We start from the raw sequence: 17,254 nt of genomic DNA, 5'->3' as shown, positions 1-17,254 counted from the left end.
CAGGTACTGTGAGTCCCGGACACCGTCCGAGTTCGCATCCGCCCAAGTACTTCCCAAACGACGTGAAGGACCTGACGAAATGGCCTCTTCCATCCCCACCACCCGAGAGGCCGTCATCATCGGCGGCAACCGCATCCCGTTCTCCCGTGCCGGGAAGAAGTACGTCCGCACCAGCAACCAGGACATGTTCACGGCCGCCCTGGAGGGCCTCGTGGCACGCTTCGGCCTGCAGGGAGAGCGCCTCGGCGAGGTGGTCGGCGGCGCCGTGCTGAAGAACAGCCGCGACTTCAACCTGATCCGTGAGAGCGTGCTCGGCTCGTCCCTCGCGCCGGTGACACCCGCGTACGACCTGCAGCAGGCCTGCGGGACCGGCCTGGAGGCGGCGATCGCGGTCACCAACAAGATCAAGCTGGGCCAGATCGAGTCCGCCGTCGCAGGCGGGACCGACACGATCTCCGACGCCCCGATCGCCGTCGGCGACAGGCTGCGCCGTGCTCTGCTGCAGGCGAACCACGCGCGCAGCACCGGCGACCGCGTCAAGGCTCTGCTCCCCGTGCTGAGCCACCCGAAGTGGCTCGCGCCCGAGACGCCCGACACGGGTGAGCCGCGCACCGGTCTGTCGATGGGCGAGCACCAGGCCATCACCACCGCGAAGTGGGGAATCACCCGCGAGGCGCAGGACGAGATCGCGCTGAAGTCGCACCAGAACCTGTACCGCGCCTGGGAAGAGGGCTTCTTCGACGACCTCGTGACGCCGTTCCGCGGCCTGTCCCGCGACGACAACGTGCGCGGGGACACCTCGGCCGAGAAGCTGGCGAAGCTCAAGCCGGTCTTCGGCAAGAGCCTCACGGGTGAGGACGGCGCGCCGCAGCCGGCCACGATGACCGCGGGCAACTCCACCCCGCTGACCGACGGCGCCTCCGCGGTGCTGTTCGGCTCGCGGGACTGGGCCGAGGAGCGGAACCTGCCCGTCCTGGCGACGTTCGTCGATGCCGAGACCGCCGGCGTGGACTTCGTGCACGGCCACGAGGGGCTGCTCATGGCCCCGGTCGCCGCCGTCCCCCGCCTGTTGACCCGCAACGGCCTCACGCTCGAGGACATCGACTTCTTCGAGATCCACGAGGCGTTCGCCGCCACCGTCCTCACCACGCTCGCGGCCTGGGAGGACGCGGACTACTGCCGCGACGAGCTGGGCCTGTCGGGCGCATTCGGCAAGGTCGACCGCAGCAAGCTGAACGTGAACGGCTCCTCGCTCGCCGCCGGCCACCCGTTCGCCGCGACCGGCGGCCGGATCCTCGCCACGGCCGCGAAGCTCGTGCACGCCAGGGCTGCCGAGACCGGCACTCCGGCACGAGCCCTGATCTCGGTCTGCGCGGCGGGCGGGTTGGGCGTCACGGCACTTGTCGAGTCCGCCTGACCAGGTCGCTCCGCGACCCTGACCTCGTCCAGCACTTCTCGTCCACCACGATCCAAGAGGGCACCGTGACCGACAGCTATACCCGATTTGCCAACGGCGGCCTCAAGCCGCTCGTCAAGAAGCTCGGACTCCCCCAGCCCGCGATCCTGCGCCGGTACCGGCCCGGCAGCCCCCTCACCGTCGGCCCGGTCCTCGTGGTGTCCGACGACGCCTCCGCGCCGGACGCCGATGCCGTCGCCGAGGTCCTCACCGGCTGGGACCTCGACGTGCGCCGCGCGGCGGACCTGGCCGAGGGGGAGAAGTTCGGTGCCGTCGTCCTGGTGCTCTCGGGCGCCGAGCACCCCGAGGACGTCTCCGGAGCGGTCCTCACCGTCGGCGGGACCCTGCGCCGGCTCGCCGGCAACGGCCGCGTCGTCACCGTGTCCCGTGCCCCGGAGCCCGGGGACGCCCCGGTCCTCGCCGCGGCGCGCGCGGGCGTGGAGGGCCTCGTGCGTTCGCTCGGAAAGGAGCTGCGCGGCGGATCCACGGCGAACGGCGTGCAGCTGACCGGTGGCGCCGCCGTCGACTCCGTCTCCGCGGTGGCCACCCTGCGTTTCTTCCTCTCCGCGAAGTCGGCGTACGTCGACGGACAGATCCTCCCCGTCGGCCCGTCCGGTACGGCCGGGGACGTCGACTGGGACCAGCCCCTGGCGGGCAAGGTCGCGGTGGTGACCGGTGCCGCGCGCGGGATCGGCGCGGCCATCGCGAGGACGATGGCGCGCGACGGTGCGAGGGTGGTCGTCGTCGACGTACCACCGGCGGGTGAGGCGCTGTCCGCCGTCGCCAACTCCGTGAACGGTGTCGCGCTCCAGCTCGACGTCACCGCCGCGGACGCCGCCGACAAGATCCTGGCCGCCGCGAGGCCGCTCGGTGGGCTCGACATCCTGGTCCACAACGCCGGCATCACCCGCGACAAGCTGCTCGCCAACATGAAGGCCGACCGCTGGGACTCCGTCATCGCCGTCAACCTCGCCTCGCAGCTGCGCATCAACGCGCGGTTGCTGGAGGAGGGCGTCGAGAGCCTGCGGATCGTCTCCCTCGCGTCGACCTCCGGCATCGCCGGCAACAAGGGCCAGACCAACTACGGCTACTCGAAGGCCGGCGTCATCGGCCACACGGCGGCCACGGCGCCCCTCGTGGCCGCCGCGGGCGGTACGGCGAACGCCGTCGCGCCGGGCTTCATCGAGACGGAGATGACCGCGCGGATCCCGTTCGCCACCCGTTCCGTGGCGCGGATGATGCCGTCGCTGGCGCAGGGCGGAGAGCCGGTGGACATCGCCGAGGCGATCTGCTTCCTCGCATCGGACCCGGCGGTGGGCGTCAACGGACAGACACTGCGCGTGTGCGGCCAGCACCTGGTGGGCAAGTGACCGCGCGGGCCGGAGCTCCCTCGTCCTTCACCGTCACCGAGTTCGCCGAGGTGCCGTCGCTCGGCGGGCTGTACGCGAAGGGCGCGGCGGGCTCGGTGGCGAAGCGTCCCCGTGCCGGCGTCCTGCTGCCGCAGGTCGCGTACCGCGTGCCGGGCGTCGACACCTCCGGCTCCGCCGCTCGCCTGGCCGAGTACCAGGAGGTGGTGGGGGAGCCGGCGTCCGGCGTCCTGTCGGCCGGATTCCTGCACGTCCTCGCGTTTCCGCTGGCGACGGCGGTCATGGTGCGTCAGGACTTTCCGCTGGGACTGCTCGGCATGGTGCACCTGCGCCAGGCGGCCCGCGTGCTGCGGCCGGTGCGGATCGGCGACCGGCCGGAGATCCTGGCATGGGCCGAGAACGCCCGCGCACACCGGCGCGGCGTGCAGGTGGACCTCGTCGCGGAGGTGCTCGTGGACGGCGTGCTCGCGTACCGCGGGGTCTCGACGTACCTCGCGAAGGGGTTCAGCGTGTCCGGCGACGCGGGCGGTGTGCCGGGCCGGGAGGGGGCGGGCCAGGAAGCGCCGGACCCGGACACCGGAGCCGCGGGGCAGTCGGCGCCCGACGCCGGCCGTGCTCCCTGGTCACCTCCGCTGCCGACGGCGCGCTGGCGCCTCGGCAAGGGCATCGGCCCCGAGTACGGGGCGGTGTCGGGCGATCGGAACCCGATCCACATGTCCGCGCTCGGTGCCAAGGCGTTCGGGTTCCCGCGTGCCATCGCGCACGGGATGTACACGGCGGCGCGAGCGCTGGCCGAGGTCGGCCCGGCCCGGCGTGGTGACGCCTACGAGTGGACCACGGAGTTCTTCAAGCCCGTGCTGCTGCCGGGCTCGGTCGACCTGGCGATCCGCTATGCCGCGGACTCCGGTGCCGACGTCGCCGCGGGCCCGGCCGGCGGCTTCGTCTACGACGGCTGGCGCACCGGTCGGACCACCCGCCACTTCACGGGCACGGTCACGCCTCTCTGAGGCGCGGCGCGGCGTCGGGCCGCCATGGGGAGCCGCGCGTCGGCCTCTCGTGGCGGCCGGGTCGCCGGTGACCCGCCGTCTGCCGTCAGGCCGCGTTCGGGATCGTCCGGTCGTGATCGAGGGGGAGAAGTGCCGGGGCGGGCGTCGGGACCGTCCCGGGGGTGTCACCGGACGCCGGGACGGCGTCGGGCTCGCCGAACTCGTCGTCGAGTTCGATCGTCGGGCGGACGACGGGGCCGCCGAGGGTGACGGGTGCGGCCGCGGGTGTGGGCTCGGGCACGGTGAGCGCGACGACGGTCGCACCCCCGACGCCGAGGATCAGCGCGCCGATGGCGAGCATCCACTGGCCGTATGCGAGGGTGAGGCCGAGGAGCGCACCACAGCCGATCGCGACGATGGTTCCCAGGGCGAGTACACGAGTCATGGGGAGCCTCCCGGGTCCAGGTTCTGCCGTGCTGGTGTTTGTGACCCCTGCACGGGGCTCCCACGTGGTCTGGGGACGCGGGGGTAGTGCTTGCCACGACCCTGTGGGCCGCACAAGGACCAGCTGGGGGTTGCTGTCGATGTCCTCTCGGTACGCGGCGTCCTCTGCCGACGTCCGCACCTCCTTCAGGAAACCTGATCACAGCTCGACTCGCACGCCGAATTGAGGTGTGCTAAATCACGATCGCGTCACGGCCGCGTGTCGCGGGGTGAGTCCGTTCGGTGACGGGTATCCGCCCGCCCTGGTCACGAGTCCGCCGGGTTGCAGCGTGCGGCGATCGTCCCGAACATGCCGACGTCGGGGCGCCACGGTTCCAGGTTCCACGACGCCTTGTCGGGCGCGCCCAGATGGTGGCAGGCGAGCTGGTCGCGCATCGTGTCGCTGCCGGTCTCGGGTTCCGCGGCGGCGAGCTGGGCGCCGAGCAGGTCGAGCGTCGCCTCTCCGCCACCCCGTACCCAGGGCTCGGGGACGACGGCGAGCGACCGGCCGCCCTCCCCTTCCCGCAGGGCCCAGGTGGCCGAGCCGAGCGCGTCGTCGCCGAGCGTGAGAGCGGTGGTGCCCGACGGCGTATCGGCCGACTCCCCCGTCGTCCGGGGCGCCGCGCGTGTGAGGGCGGCGACCGGGGTGCCGTCGTGGAGCACCGTGACGCTCTCGTCGGCGTGCTCGACGACCTTCGCGCCGGCGGTCGCGGTGGTGTACGTGGGCGCTCCCGACGTCGTGACGCGGCGCGTGCCCTCCTGTCCCGGGTCGCCGACCGTGACCTCGGCGGCCGTGATCTCCAGGTCGACGCCCGCGACGGTGACGGTCCGGCGCTCCAGGGGGGTGGGGTCCGGCGTCGTGGCGAGGCCGGTGCGGCCCGGCGAGGCCTGCGAGCCGGCGGAGGTCGCGGTGGGTGCCGGATCGCCGCCGCCCTCGCCGAGTTCCGCGCGCGACGCGACGAGCGCGGCCAGCACGAGGGCGGCGGCCGCGGCGACGATGACGTGTGAGGCTCGCACGCCACCATTCTCCCGGAGGGTTGCGGTGGCGGAGTGGCTCGGTCGCCGCTACGGTTAGAACACATGTTCGAAGTCGGGCCGGGAGGGCGAGCAATGGGCGGTAGCACAACCACAGGCGGTTCGGTCGTCGTGACGAACGGTGCGGTCACCGTGGAGGCGGAGCGCGAAGGGTTCCGGTCGCTCGCGGAGGCGATCGACGCGGTCGCGGCGGTGGACGCGCTGCTGGCGTCACTCGCCGCGTCGCGCGCGGTGCTGATGAGCGACCTCGGTGCGTGGGCGGGCGCGCACGTCGAGGAGATCGTGCCGGAGGCGGTCGGCGGCGACGAAGCTGTCGCGCGGGAGGCCGAGGGCATCGCCGCGGGGATCGTCGCGGACCGGCTGGCGGACGTCCTGCGCGTGTCGCCGGAGGCGGCGGCGGGACTCGTCGAGGAGTCGCGCGCTCTGGTGCACCAGCACCCGCGCACGCTCGCGGCGCTGCGCGGCGGCACGATCTCCTACGGGCATGCCCAGACCATCCTCGGGTACACCTGCGGCCTGCATCGCGGCGGGCGTGCCGCGCTGGAGACGCGGCTGCTGCGACACGCGCGGAAGGCCACGGTGGCCGAGCTGAGCCAGATCGCGCGGATCGAGCGGGAGCGTCGGCTGCGGGCGCCGGGACGCCGTCGTGCGGAGCGTGCCGAGCGTCAGCGGCGCCAGATGTCGTCCCAGGCCGGGGGCTCGCCGGCCTGCACGTAGGGCCGGGGGTCCTCGCGCGGCGCCGGGGTGGCCGCCAGGTGCTGCCCGGTCAGGGGCGGGGCGTCGTGCGCGTCGTGCGGGGCGTAGTGCGGGAACGTTCCGGTGTCGGGCAGGTGGTGGGCCCCCGTCTCGGTCAGGGCGCGGTAGCCGTACGCCCCGGTGATCGCGAACGACCCCGTCGGCGGGTGCGGTTCGGCGTAGGCCGGATGCGCCGTGTCGACGCGGACCGGGGGTGCGTCGACGACCCAGTGCGTGGCCGACGGCACCTGGGGCTGCGGCGCGGAGTTCACGGGCTCCTGCCGGAGCTGCTCGTGCATCGTCCCGGCCCAGTTGAGCGCGAGGCTGAAACGCATCGTCGTGAGGTGGTCGGCAGTCATCTCGCCACCGAGAGCGGGATGGGGGTTGAACGTGAAGACGTCCTTGCGCCCCAGCCGCAGGCCTCGCTGCTCGGCATCCCGGACGAGGTCGTCCATGAGGTAGGTCGCGCGGCCCTCGGCCGCCTCGAGCTCGGCGTACATGTCGACGGCCGTGGTCCAGCGGAGCTCGAGCGTCCCCTCCATCGTGTCGAGGAACCACCAGCCTTCGAGCGACTCGAGGAAGACGTCGCCGAAGCAGGTGGTGAAGCGAGGCGTCTTGCCGCTGATGCCCAGCCATCGCCACGAAGCCAGCCCGAACCGGAAGGCATCCTTGGCAAAAGTGCGAAGCATCTGCATGTGCGCATCAAACCACTTTATGGTATGAGTGCGAAACCCCCTGGCCAGGGCGGGTTTTTCTTGGCTTCGGCCGGTCGGGCAAAAAGGGTATGTCTGATGTATCGGGCCTGCTTGGCGGCCGGTGTGGCGCGCGCGACAGCGTGACGTTCGTCGATGATGTGCCTCACAGACTCCGCCACCGGCGTCGTCCACCCTGGGGTTGGCGTCGTCCCACCTCCGCCAGTTTGCCTCTGACCTGCGGCGTTGCATCGCTTCCGCATGATCGGGGCAATCCCGCCGCTCGACGGATAGACTGTGCGCGCGCCTTCCGCGCAACGTTCCCGCGCAGCCGTTGCTCTGCGCTCCCCCACTGCACGCGAGGGATACATGACCGCGCCCGCGTCCCAGGCCGCCCGCCCCGTTCTCGACACGGTCGAGAACGCGAAGGCCACGCCCGACGAGGTCCAGCCGTTCGGCGAGCTGGGTCTGAAGCAGGACGAGTACCAGCGCATCCGCGACATCCTCGGCCGCCGTCCCACGGCCGCCGAGCTCGCGATGTACTCGGTGATGTGGAGCGAGCACTGCTCCTACAAGTCGTCGAAGGTTCACCTGCGCAAGTTCGGCGAACGCGTCACCGAGGAGATGAAGCAGAACCTGCTCGTCGGCATCGGCGAGAACGCCGGCGTCGTCGACATCGGCGACGGCTGGGCCGTGACCTTCAAGGTCGAGTCGCACAACCACCCGTCGTTCGTGGAGCCGTACCAGGGCGCCGCGACCGGCGTCGGCGGCATCGTGCGCGACATCATCTCGATGGGCGCCCGGCCCGCCGCCGTCATGGACCAGCTCCGGTTCGGCGACGTCAACCACCCCGACACCGCACGGGTGGTGCACGGCGTCGTCAGCGGTGTCGGTGGCTACGGCAACTCGCTCGGCCTGCCCAACGTCGGCGGCGAGCTCGTCTTCGACAGTTCCTACCAGGGCAACCCGCTGGTCAACGCGCTCTGCCTCGGCGTGCTCCGGCACGAGGACATCCACCTCGCCAACGCGACCGGCCAGGGCAACAAGGTGGTCCTCTTCGGTGCGCGCACCGGCGGCGACGGCATCGGCGGCGCCTCGATCCTCGCGAGCGAGACCTTCGAGGACGGCGTTCCCGCGAAGCGGCCGTCCGTGCAGGTGGGTGACCCCTTCATGGAGAAGGTGCTCATCGAGTGCTGTCTCGAGCTGTTCGGCGCGAAGGTGGTGGAGGGCATCCAGGACCTCGGCGCCGCGGGCATCTCCTGCGCCACCAGCGAACTCGCCTCCAACGGCGACGGCGGCATGCATGTCGACCTCGACGACGTCCTGCTGCGCGACCCCACGCTGAACGCCGGCGAGATCCTCATGTCGGAGTCGCAGGAGCGCATGATGGCCGTCGTGCGCCCCGACAAGCTCGACGAGTTCCTGGCGATCACGAGCAAGTGGGACGTCGAGACCGCCGTCATCGGTGAGGTCAACGCCAGCGGCCGGCTCACCATCGACCACCACGGGCAGCGGATCGTCGACGTCGACCCGAAGACCGTGGCCCACGAGGGTCCCGTCTACGACCGGCCGTACGCGCGTCCGGCGTGGCAGGACCAGCTCAACGCCCACGGGAACGTCGCGGCCGGCCTCGCTCGCCCGGAGTCCGGCGAGGAACTGCGCGAGACCGCGCTGCGCCTCCTCGGATCCCCCAACCTCGCCTCCAAGGCCTGGGTGACCAACCAGTACGACCGGTTCGTCCAGGGCAACACCGCCCTGGCCCAGCCCGACGACGGCGGCGTGGTCCGCGTCGACGAGACCACCGGTCTCGGCGTCGCGCTCGCCACCGACGCGAACGGCCGCTACGGCAAGCTCGACCCGCGCACGGGCGCCGCACTGGCACTCGCGGAGGCGTACCGGAACGTCGCCACCGTCGGTGCCGAGCCGCTCGCGGTCACCGACTGCCTGAACTTCGGTTCGCCGGAGCACCCGGACTCGATGTGGCAGCTCGTGGAGGCGATCGAGGGCCTCGCGGACGCCTGCCAGACGCTCGGTGTGCCGGTCACGGGCGGCAACGTCTCGCTGTACAACGGCACCGGGGAGCCCGGCCAGATCGACTCGGCGATCCACCCCACCCCGGTGGTCGGGGTGCTCGGCGTGCTCGACGACGTGCGCACCGCGCTGCCGTCGGGCTGGCGCACCGAAGGGCTCTCGGTGATGCTGCTCGGCACCACACGGGACGAGCTGGACGGCTCGGCGTGGGCCGACGTCGTCCACGGGCACCTGGGCGGCCTGCCGCCGCAGGTGGACCTCGAGGCCGAGCGGGCGCTCGCCGCGCTGCTCGTCGCGGCGCGCAAGGACGAGCTCGAGGTCGCGGCCCATGACCTGTCGGAGGGCGGGCTGGCGCAGGCGGTGCTCGAGGCCTCGCTGCGGTTCGGCGTCGGCGCCAGGATCGCGCTCGAGGGCGTGACCGGGCGCGACAAGGTCGACCCGTTCGTCGCGCTGTTCAGCGAGTCGACCGCGCGTGTGCTGGTGGCCGTCACCCAGGACCACGAGGGCGATCTCATCCACCTCGCCGACGAGTACGGTGTCCCGGCCCTGCGGCTGGGTGTCACGGGCGGGGGCTCGGTGGAGATCGAGGGGCAGTTCGAGATCCCGCTGGACGAGGCCCGCGACACCCACGAGGGCACGCTGCCGAAGATCTTCGGCTGACCGGACCGGCGGTCTCGGCCACCCGCGGTGGCCGGGACCGGTCCGGCAGGGCCGTCGCGGGGCGGCTTCGCGACGCCGAGGTCCCGTGTCCCGGGTCGGGGCCCGCCGACAAGTCGCGAGTTTCGCCACACGCTGTAGTTTCGGCAGCATGCCGAACCGTCAGATGCGCCTCTCTCCGGCCGCGCCGGACAGCGTCGTTGGCGCCCTCGCCACCCTGCGTGCCGAGATCGGGCTCCCGCCGATGTTCCCCGCCGATGTCCTCGAGGAATCGCGGTTCGTCGCGGAGCGCACGATCGCGCCGGACCCGGACGGCAGCCGCCACGGTGCCGTCCGCCAGGACCGTCGTGACATCGAACTCGTCACCATCGACCCTCCCGGTTCGCTCGACCTCGACCAGGCCGTGCACGTGGCGCAGTCGGGGGACGGCTACCTCGTCCGCTACGCCATCGCGGACCTGGGTGTCTTCGTCGAACCGGACGGCCAGCTCGACGCGGAGGTGCACCGTCGAGGGCTGACGGTCTACGGCCCGGACACGGACACGCCGCTGCATCCGAAGCTGCTCTCGCAGGGTGCCGCCAGCCTGCTGCCCGAGGAGGACCGGCCCGCCGCGCTGTGGACCATCGGCCTGGACTCCCGCGGAGAGATCATGTCGGCGACGGTCGTCCGCGCGGTGGTCCGCAATCGTGAGCGGCTCACCTATGCGGAGGCGCAGGCGGCCCTGGACGACGGCACGGCGAGCGAGTCGCTGCAGCTCCTGGCCGACGTCGGGCGTCTGCGCCAGGAGCTCGAGCGCGAGCGTGGCGGTGTCTCCCTGGGTGTGCCCGAGCAGGAGGTGGAGCGCGCCGACGACGGTTCGTTCGTCCTGCGATTCCGGCGCAACCTGCCCGTCGAGGGCTGGAACGCACAGATCTCGCTGCTGACGGGAATGGCCGCGGCGACGATGATGCGCGACGCGGGGGTCGGCGTGCTGCGCACCCTTCCCGAGGCGGACGAACGTGACGTCGCGCGGCTGCGCCGGACGGCGCGGGCGCTGGACATCGACTGGCCTGACGCCATGCCGTACGCGGACCTGATCCCGGCGCTCGAGTCGCGGGTGCCGCGGCACGCGGCGTTCCTCAACGAGGCGACGACACTCTTCCGCGGCGCCGGCTACACGGCGTTCGGCCATCCGGAGAAGGATGGCTCGGGCGACGTTCCCGTTCCCGCCGACACCCGTCACCACGCGCTCGCCGCCGACTACGCGCACGTGACCGCGCCCCTGCGGAGGCTCGTGGACCGCTACACCACCGAGGTGTGCCTCGCCCTGGCCGCCGGTGAGCCGGTTCCCGGCTGGGTCCTGACAGCGCTCGGATCGCTTCCGGCGGAAATGGCCGCGGCCGGTCGGCGCGCGGCCGAGTTCGAGCGTGCCGTCGTGGAGATCCTCGAGGCGACGCTCCTCGAAGGACGGGTCGGCGAGGAGTTCGACGGCGTCGTCGTGGACACCGACGAGCACGGTGAACGAGGCACGGTGGTCCTGTCCGAACCTGCCGTCCGTGCCACCGTCGTCGGTTCCCGTCTGCCGCTCGGGGAACGGGTCCGGGTGCGGCTCGCGCTGGCCGACATCGACGCTCACCGCGTCGAGTTCGTCCTCGCGGGCACGGGCGCCGAGGACGGCGCGGAGCCCGAGGGGGCCGCGGGACCCGAGGGGGCCGCGGGACCCGAGGGGGCCGCGGGACCCGAGGGAGCCGGTCCGATTCGGCGGGCACCGGACGGTCCTGTGCCGCGCACGGCGCGTGGGCCGGGGGCGTCGGAAGGCGCGGTCGGCTCGGATGCCTCGGCCACCCCGGATGCCTCGTCCACCCCGGACGCTACTGCCACCCCGGATGCCTCAGCCAGGTCGAACGCCTCTGCCACGTCGGGCGAGCCCGCCCCGTCGCGCCGGCCGTTCGGTCAGCGCACGACGATCGTCGACAGCACCGCGCGGTGATCGGTGCCCGGGACGATCTGCGAGCGGACGTCGGTGACCCGCATCGAGCTGTCCACGACCACGTGGTCCACGGCGATGAGTGCCGGGATCTGCCTGTCCACCAGGGGAAGGGTCTTGCCCTGGGGCCAGGTGCGTTCGAGGCCGGCACCCTTCTCGCGCCAGGCGTCGCGGAAGCGGTTGCCGAGCACCGCGCGGAAGGAGGCGTGGTCGTGGGTCGCGTTGAAGTCCCCGAGCATGATCTGGGCCGTCGTGTCCGAGCGTGCGACCTGGCGGAGCTCGCGCAGCTCCCGCTTCCAGGTGTCCGTGTTCCCCGGCATCGGAGGCACCGGATGGATGCTGCGGATCCGCACGTCGAGCCCGCCGGCGTCCACCACGGCGGACGGCATCGCGAAGGTCGAGGACTCGCCCGCCTCGCGCTCCGTGAGCTGCAGGGCCGAGTAGAGTCCGCTGCCCGCGGCGCTGCCGGCCTCGACCTTTCCCGTCACCTGATGGGGCAGGAACTCGTCGAGTCCGGCTTCGGTCAGGGCCTCCTCGAACTCGGGCGTGAGTTCCTGGACCGCGAGGACCTCGACGCCCTCGACACGCACGGTCTCGACGATCGATGTGGCGTCGGCGGAGCCGTACAGCACGTTCACCGTCATCACCCGCAGCGTCCCGGCGTCGGAAGGGTCCGCGACGAAGGGCTGCTGCTCGCGGGGGATGAACGCCGATGCCGCCACGTAGCCGCCCACTGACACGCCGACGACCAGGATCAGCGAGAGCAGGTACCGCCTGCCCATCACGGAGAGCACGAGCAGCGGGATCGCCGCGAGCACGGCGTACGGGAAGAACGGGACCAGTTGCGCGACGGGCGTGATGCCGTCGTCGGGCATCGCCCGCGAACCGAGGACGGCGAGCACGGGTGCCGCGCAGATCCACAGGAACCACGCGACGAACCGTTGCCAGGTACCCGGGCGGTTCGTCTCGTCGTCCGGGTGCTCCTCGCCGTAGTCCCTCTCGTCGAGGTCGCCGTAGCCGTGCGGGCCGGCTTCCGGGAAGGCCGGCGGCGGCGCGTACGCGTCGCTGTGGTGGGTCATTCGCGAAGGGTGCCACAACTTTCCCTATGCTGACCGCATGCCGTCCCGCCGCCGTACCGACCCTGCCATCGGCCGTGCCGCACTCGTGGCGTGGGCCGAGGGCACGGCCGAGCGCCGCGACGTCACGACGGCGGTCCGGTTCACGCTCGAGGAACTGGCCGACGTCGCTCCCGGTCACGCGGTTGAGGTGCGCGTCCCGCCGGCTGGGGTGGTCCAGGCGGTGGCGGGTCCCCGCCATACGCGCGGCACGCCACCGAACGTGGTCGAGACCGACCCCGAGACCTGGCTCGGGCTCGTAACAGGGCGCGTGACCTGGGGTGATGCCGTCGCCCAGGGGTGGGTCACCGCGTCCGGGGAGCGCTCGGACCTCTCCGGGCTCGTACCGCTGCGCCTCCGGGTGAGCTGACGCGAAACCGCCTCTCACGTGTGGATGCCGGTGTCCCCCACTACTCTCACGGTGCGTGACCGAGGCGGTGTTCGTCCGGTCGGCGAGGTGCTCTTCTCCCCGTCGTAACCGGCGGTTCACGGCGTGGTGGTTGGTTTGGACCCGTGCCGACGCCGACAGTGCGGGTTCCTGCGGCGCGGCGGGCCATGCGACACCGATCGACGTCGCGCACCACCAGGCGAAATTCCCCCGGGCCGGTACCGGCCCGCTATTGCAGAAGGAGTCAGTGTGAGACCCAGCACGCTCCGGCCGTACCGGCCGCTCAAGCGACGCAGAGCCCTGGCGGCAGGCCTCACGGCCGCGCTCGCCCTCCCCGCCACCACCGTGTTCTCGGCGCCCGCGCTCGCGGGCGAGGAGGACGTCACACCGATCGCGGAGATCCAGGGCACCGGCGACACGTCCCCCCTGGCCGGGCAGACCGTCACGACACGCGGCGTCGTGACGGCGGCCTACCCGACGGGCGGGTTCAACGGCCTCTACATCCAGACGTCCGGCACCGGGGGCGATCCGGCGGCCGACCCGACACCGGGCGCGTCGGACGGCATCTTCGTGTATTCCGCGGCGGCGGCGGCGGAACTGTCCGTCGGCGACTCGGTCGAGGTCACGGGTGCGGTCTCCGAGTACAACGGCCTGACCGAGATCACGCCGGACTCCTGGACGACGCTCGGCGACGGCGCTGCCGTCGAGCCCCTGGAGACGGGCTGGCCCGGCGCCGGCGCCGAACGCGAGGCCCTGGAGGGCATGCTGCTCGCGCCGCAGGGTGACTTCACGGTCACGGACAACTACCAGACCAACTACTACGGCACGATCGGCCTGGCTGCCGGGGACTCCCCGCTGGTGCAGCCCACGTCCGTGGGCCGCCCGCTCTCGGCCGCGTACGAGGCGCAGATCGCGGACAACGCCGCCCGTGAGCTGCTGCTGGACGACGGCTCCTCGTGGAACTACAACTCCGCGTCGAACACCTCGAAGCCGCTGCCCTGGCTCACCGGGGGCGACCCCGTGCGGGTCGGCGCATCGGTCGAGTTCACCAGGCCGGTGGTGCTCGACTACCGCTACGGCGCCTGGAGCCTCCAGCCCCAGGGACAGCTCACCCCGGACACGGCGGACACCGTGCAGCCGGCGTCGTTCGAGGACACCCGCGAGGTCGCGCCCGCCGAGGTCGGCGGCTCGCTGAAGGTCGCCACCTTCAACGTGCTGAACTACTTCACCACCACGGGTGACGAGCTGGACGGGTGCCAGTACTACACGGACCGCGACGGCAACCCGATCTCCGTGCGCACCGGCTGCCTCGCGCGCGGCGCGGCGGACGACGAGAACCTCGCGCGCCAGCAGGTCAAGATCGTGGGCGCGATCTCCGCGCTCGGTGCCGACGTCGTCTCCCTCGAGGAGATCGAGAACTCGCTGCACTTCCTCGGCAAGGCGCGGGACCAGGCGCTGTCGGATCTCACCGACGCGCTCAACGCCGCGGACGGCGCGGGGACCTGGGCCTACGTCGAGTCGCCGGCCGGGCTGCCCGCCGACGAGGACGTGATCCGCAACGGGTTCCTCTACCGCCTCGCCACGGCCGAGCCGGTCGGCGAGTCCGTGATCCTCACGGGGGACGAGGCCTACGGCAACGCGCGTGAGCCGCTGGCGCAGGTCTTCCAGCCGGCCGGTGGCAGCGCGGACGCGAGCGACGACGTCCTCGTGATCTCCAACCACTTCAAGTCCAAGGGATCGGTCGGGCCGTGGCCCGGCGACGAGGACCAGGGCGACGGCCAGGGCAACTCGAACGAGTCCCGCGTGCGCCAGGCGACGTCCCTCGTGGCGTTCGCCGAGGAGCAGGCCGCCGCGGCCGGCACGGACAAGGTGCTGCTCGTGGGCGACTTCAACGCCTACGAGCAGGAGGACCCGATCCAGGTCATGGCCGATGCCGGCTACGTCGACCTCGGGGCCGCCACCGGCGAGTACTCGTACAGCTACGGCGGTCAGGTCGGATCGCTCGACCACGTGCTCGCCTCGCCGGGTGCGGCGGAGGTCGTGACGGGTACCGACATCTGGAACATCAACTCGTACGAGCCGGTCGCGAACGAGTACAGCCGGTACAACTACAACGCGACGATCCTCTACGACGAGACGCCGTTCCGGTCCTCCGACCACGACCCGCTCCTGGTCGGCCTCGACCTGACCGGCGGCACGACGGACCCGGGCACGACGACGATCGACCTCGTGGACATCAACGACTTCCACGGCCGGATCAACGGCGACACCGTCGCGTTCGCCGGGACGGTCGAGGAGATCCGCGCGGAGAACCCGGACGCCACCGCCTTCGTCTCGGCGGGCGACAACATCGGCGCGTCGGTGTTCGCCTCGGCGCTGCAGCAGGACCAGCCGACGATCGACGTGCTGAACGCGCTCGGCCTGACCGCCTCGGCGGTGGGCAACCACGAGTTCGACCAGGGGATGGACGACCTGACCGGTCGCGTCACCGACGCGGCGGACTGGGACTACCTGGGCGCGAACGTCTACGACGAGACCACGGGCGAGCCGGCGCTGCCGGAGTACTCCGTGCGGGAGATCGGCGGGATCGACGTCGGGTTCGTCGGCGTCGTCACCGAGGAGACGCCCACGCTCGTCACGCCGGCCGGAATCGAAGGGCTCGAGTTCGGCAACCCCACGGAGGCGATCAACCGGGTGACGGACGAGCTGCTCGACGGCGACGTCGAGAACGGCGAGGCCGACCTGGTCGTGGCGATGACCCACGACGGCGCGAGCATGGGCACGCCGGAGGGCGCCACGCTCGAGGAGGAGGTCGCCGCGGGCGGCCCGTTCGCGGATCTCGTGGAGAACACGGACCCGCGCGTCGCCGCCATCTTCACCGGCCACACGCACAAGGAGTACGCGTGGGACGCCCCGGTCCCCGGTACCGACGGTGGCACCCGGCCGATCATCCAGACCGGTGACTACGGCGCCAACCTGGGCCACGTGACGCTCAGCGTGGACACCGAGACCTTCGAGGTCACGGGCTACACGGCGGAGAACGTCACCCGGACCGAGACGCCCGACGACGAACTGATCGCCACCTACCCGCGCGTCGCCGAGGTGAACACGATCGTCCAGGCCGCCCTGGCCGAGGCCGAGGAGATCGGCGCGCAGCCGGTCGGCGAGGTCACCGCGGACATCACGACGGCGTTCGCCGGCGGGCAGTACACGGACGGCGTCTGGACCGGCGGCGACCGGGACGACCGGGCATCGGAGTCCGCGCTCGGCAACCTCGTGGCGAACGCCCTGCGCGACTCGCTCGGGAGCGAGGAGCGCGGAGGCGCCGACCTCGGGGTCGTGAACCCCGGAGGGCTGCGCAGCGACCTGTTCTACGCCGCCTCGGGTGCCGAGGGGGACGGCGTGGTCACGTACGCCGAGGCCAACGCCGTGCTCCCGTTCGTCAACAACCTGCTCACGGTCACGCTGACCGGCGCGCAGGTCGAGACGCTCCTGGAGCAGCAGTGGCAGACGGACGAGAACGGCAACCGCCCGTCGCGTCCGTACCTGGCACTCGGGCTCTCGGACAACGTCTCGTACACCGCGTCCACCGACGACCCCAACGCCACCCCGGGCGACAACGTCTCGTCGATCACCATCGACGGCGTGCCGGTCGACCCGGCGGCGGAGTACCGCGTCGCCACGTTCTCGTTCCTGATGTCCGGCGGTGACAACTTCCGCGTGTTCACGGAGGGCACCGACGTGCGCGACTCGGGTCTGGTGGACCGGGAAGCCTGGATCGAGTACATCGGGACGAAGTCGCCGCTGTCCCCGTCGTTCGCGCGGACGCACGCCGTCGTCGACGCCCTGCCGGGCACCGTCACGGCCGGCGACGACGTGGAGGTGGGGCTCTCGGGTCTCGACCTCACGTCGCTCGGCGCGCCGCGCAACGCCGAGGCGGAGGCCGTGCTGGCCGCCGTCGGGGAGGACGTCGCCGAGGGCACCTCGCTCGGGACGTTCCCGGTGTCCGACGGCGGGACCGCGGTCGGCGCGACCGTTCCGGCCCACACCGCCGCGGGCGAGTACCTGCTGCACGTCGTCGTGGAGCCGTCCGGCACGAGCATCGCGATGCCCGTCACGGTCGAGGCCGGCGCGCCGTCCGCTCCCGAGTGGCAGCCGTGGAAGTTCTACTGGTGGGGTGACCAGGTGATGTACCGCGGTCAGCGCTACGAGGCCCAGCGTCCCAACATCCACTGGTCGCCGGGCTTCCGGTGGTGGGGCAGCCCGTGGGAGCTCGTCACCGAGTGACCTGAACGCCGATCGGCGGCCGGCCGCGCACCCGCGCGGTCGGCCACCGGTCGTCC

12 protein-coding genes are annotated in these 17,254 nt (G+C 72.1%); 8 read left to right on the top strand and 4 right to left on the bottom strand.

Translation table 11 applies throughout. The annotated features are described in order from the left end of the window. The first annotated feature begins 79 nt into the window (after positions 1 to 79). The 3 genes from EDD34_RS19405 (at position 80) to EDD34_RS19395 (ending at position 3,830) form a co-directional block, all read left to right on the top strand. Positions 80 to 1,417, top strand: a complete 1,338-nt coding sequence (locus EDD34_RS19405; RefSeq protein WP_123816017.1) for an acetyl-CoA C-acetyltransferase — start codon at positions 80 to 82, stop codon at positions 1,415 to 1,417. 65 nt (positions 1,418 to 1,482) lie between these two features. Beyond that, complete coding sequence (locus tag EDD34_RS19400) at positions 1,483 to 2,826, top strand: 3-oxoacyl-ACP reductase (RefSeq protein ID WP_123816016.1); 1,344 nt, start codon at positions 1,483 to 1,485, stop codon at positions 2,824 to 2,826. Continuing rightward, positions 2,799 to 3,830: a MaoC/PaaZ C-terminal domain-containing protein gene (locus EDD34_RS19395; protein WP_246012582.1), complete on the top strand. Its 1,032-nt coding sequence runs from the start codon at positions 2,799 to 2,801 to the stop codon at positions 3,828 to 3,830. Before EDD34_RS19400 ends, EDD34_RS19395 begins: the two co-directional genes overlap by 28 nt. Before the next feature lie 85 nt (positions 3,831 to 3,915). Here the strand turns inward: EDD34_RS19395 and EDD34_RS19390 are convergent, their stop codons facing one another. Further along, positions 3,916 to 4,254 (bottom strand): hypothetical protein, encoded by a 339-nt coding sequence (locus EDD34_RS19390; protein ID WP_123816015.1) that lies wholly within the window; start codon positions 4,252 to 4,254, stop codon positions 3,916 to 3,918. A gap of 305 nt (positions 4,255 to 4,559) precedes the next feature. After that, complete coding sequence (locus tag EDD34_RS21305; protein WP_246012581.1) at positions 4,560 to 5,309, bottom strand: DUF2599 domain-containing protein; 750 nt, start codon at positions 5,307 to 5,309, stop codon at positions 4,560 to 4,562. Between the two features lie 93 nt (positions 5,310 to 5,402). On the opposite strand from EDD34_RS21305, the gene EDD34_RS19380 reads away from it, so the two are divergent. Continuing rightward, positions 5,403 to 6,044 (top strand): DUF222 domain-containing protein, encoded by a 642-nt coding sequence (locus EDD34_RS19380; protein WP_170177132.1) that lies wholly within the window; start codon positions 5,403 to 5,405, stop codon positions 6,042 to 6,044. Here EDD34_RS19380 and EDD34_RS19375 read toward each other — a convergent pair. Beyond that, positions 5,993 to 6,757: a T6SS immunity protein Tdi1 domain-containing protein gene (locus EDD34_RS19375; protein ID WP_123816013.1), complete on the bottom strand. Its 765-nt coding sequence runs from the start codon at positions 6,755 to 6,757 to the stop codon at positions 5,993 to 5,995. The two genes, EDD34_RS19380 and EDD34_RS19375, sit on opposite strands and share 52 nt — an antisense overlap. A 366-nt stretch (positions 6,758 to 7,123) precedes the next feature. Between EDD34_RS19375 and purL the strand changes: the two genes are divergently transcribed. Together purL and EDD34_RS19365 are read left to right on the top strand one after the other, a co-directional pair. Continuing rightward, entirely contained in the window at positions 7,124 to 9,445 is a 2,322-nt protein-coding gene (purL, locus tag EDD34_RS19370; protein WP_123816012.1) for a phosphoribosylformylglycinamidine synthase subunit PurL, read from the top strand. Between the two features lie 148 nt (positions 9,446 to 9,593). Continuing rightward, positions 9,594 to 11,411: an RNB domain-containing ribonuclease gene (locus EDD34_RS19365; RefSeq protein WP_123816011.1), complete on the top strand. Its 1,818-nt coding sequence runs from the start codon at positions 9,594 to 9,596 to the stop codon at positions 11,409 to 11,411. Here EDD34_RS19365 and EDD34_RS19360 read toward each other — a convergent pair. Then, entirely contained in the window at positions 11,375 to 12,487 is a 1,113-nt protein-coding gene (locus EDD34_RS19360; RefSeq protein WP_123816010.1) for an endonuclease/exonuclease/phosphatase family protein, read from the bottom strand. The two genes, EDD34_RS19365 and EDD34_RS19360, sit on opposite strands and share 37 nt — an antisense overlap. A 37-nt stretch (positions 12,488 to 12,524) precedes the next feature. On the opposite strand from EDD34_RS19360, the gene EDD34_RS19355 reads away from it, so the two are divergent. Then, positions 12,525 to 12,893 carry a sterol carrier family protein gene (locus tag EDD34_RS19355; RefSeq protein ID WP_123816009.1) on the top strand — a complete coding sequence of 123 codons (369 nt, stop codon included), beginning with the start codon at positions 12,525 to 12,527 and terminating at the stop codon, positions 12,891 to 12,893. Positions 12,894 to 13,160: 267 nt separating this feature from the next. Further along, a complete protein-coding gene (locus tag EDD34_RS19350; protein WP_246012580.1) occupies positions 13,161 to 17,198 on the top strand; it encodes an ExeM/NucH family extracellular endonuclease in 4,038 nt (1,345 codons plus the stop codon). Positions 17,199 to 17,254: the final 56 nt, after the last annotated feature.

Source organism: Myceligenerans xiligouense, from assembly GCF_003814695.1.
Lineage (GTDB): Bacteria > Actinomycetota > Actinomycetes > Actinomycetales > Cellulomonadaceae > Myceligenerans > Myceligenerans xiligouense.
Note: the sequence above shows the minus strand (reverse complement) of the source record. Positions and strands in the feature narration are given on the sequence as shown.